We start from the raw sequence: 1,799 nt of genomic DNA on the forward strand, positions 1-1,799 counted from the left end.
GATCACCAGTTTTTTCTTTTGTTATGAGCAGGTTACCTATCCTTTTACCCCATCTTCTTTAACGCCTAGTAATAAGGCACCCCCGATAATAAAGAGGATAATTAAACCAAAGACCCCATTCAAGGAATTACCCGTCATTTGGGTGATAATCCCTAATAAGGTTGTCCCGATAATGGAAGAGAACTTTCCGAAAACATTATAGATGCCGAAGAATTCATTGGTTTTGCCTTCTGGTACTAATTTTCCAAACATGGAACGTGATAAGGCTTGTAAGCCACCTTGAGCCGTCCCAACCATACAAGCTAGTATAAAGAAATCAGTCGCTGTTTCCATACTCAAGGCATAGATACAAATGATGATATAAGTCACGATCCCTACGTAGATCATTTTCTTGTCCCCGAATCGTTTGGCCAATTGCCCGTATAATACTGTGAATGGAAAGGCCACAATTTGAACAATCAATAAGACCACAACAAGGACTGTCGCTTCAATTCCTAAGTCAGTTGCTACAGCCGTTGCCATCGAAATGATCGTCCCTACCCCGTCGATATATAAGAAATAAGCCAGAAGGAAAATAAATAACTGACGGTATTGGGCCATGTCTCTGAGTGTATTTTTCACCCGCTTAAAAGAATCCCGGATGGGTCTTGGACTTGGATTGATCCACGATTTTTGTTGGACATTTTGCCAATAAGGAATAGTAAAGGCAAACCACCAAACAGCGGTTAATACAAAGGCTGATCTGGTTAACCAATCTAGGGTAAACGGCATAGCATCGATATTTAACATAAAAACTAAATACAATAAGAATGGCGCACAAGACCCGATATAGCCCATACCGTAACCCATTGATGAAACACGAGACATACGGGTTTTCCCCGTTACATCAAGCAGTGAAGCATCATAAAAGACATTTGACGATGAAAAGCCGATATTAGATAAAACATATAAAATTAATAAGATCAACCAAGCCATCCCCCAAGTCCCACCTGGTGTGAAAGCCATCAACAATACGGAAATAACCCCTAATAAGGTCCCAATTGTAAACAAGGGTTTTCTAAAACCCCGGTATTCAGCAATAGAACCTAAAATCGGTGCCATCAAGCCTACTAAAGCCGTCCCGATAGAATTGGCATATGACAAGTAAGCCGTAGAATCTGCGTCCGCAACCCCCGAACCTTCTGCGATTGCCTTATAAAACAAGGGAAATAATGTTGCTGTGATAACTAAGGAATAAGCTGAATTTCCTGTATCCTGTAAAACCCACGACCACTCTTCTTTGGTATATCCCCAGAATTTTTTACCTATCTCTGCCATGACTTGCCTCCGTATTTTTATTTTTGTTGATGGTAGTTGTAAACCGCTAATTCAACAATTAATTCATAAGGAATTTCTGAATCATAGGGAAATTGTAAGGTCCCTTGGCTTACCTAAGATCTGCCCCCTTGTCCCCAAAAGTAAGAATCGTTTTCGGGAAGGGATAAATCCCAAGGTAACACTTGTTGCTCCCTTAGTGGGTAACCATCTCCTTATCAAAAAGGATCGGTATGCCATAGGAATTTTTCTCCTGACAAGCAGGCAATGCCGACGCTAGCTTATGTCATAACTTCATTAAAATAGCTTGGACATCATTTACATAACCTGCAATATAGTCATCGATTGCTAGTACCTGGTCAATTACCTAGTCCTCCTTGATATACGTCTGTATCATCTCTTTAAAATCAGGTAGTACATCTGTTTCAAACCAAGGATTCTTCTTCATCCACCTTTGGTTTAAAGGGGACGGATGGACTAGGGGG

The 1,799-nt window shown here is 40.7% G+C and carries 1 protein-coding gene and 1 pseudogene; both read right to left on the reverse strand.

The window, feature by feature from the left end; translation table 11 throughout:
• Positions 1 to 36: 36 nt before the first annotated feature.
• Positions 37 to 1,317: an MFS transporter gene (locus ACRCJ0_RS13270; protein WP_431388150.1), complete on the reverse strand. Its 1,281-nt coding sequence runs from the start codon at positions 1,315 to 1,317 to the stop codon at positions 37 to 39.
• Between the two features lie 364 nt (positions 1,318 to 1,681).
• Positions 1,682 to 1,799, reverse strand: a pseudogene (locus tag ACRCJ0_RS13275) (uracil-DNA glycosylase family protein); the annotation flags it as partial.

It is taken from the genome of Aerococcus sp. L_32 (assembly GCF_050689315.1).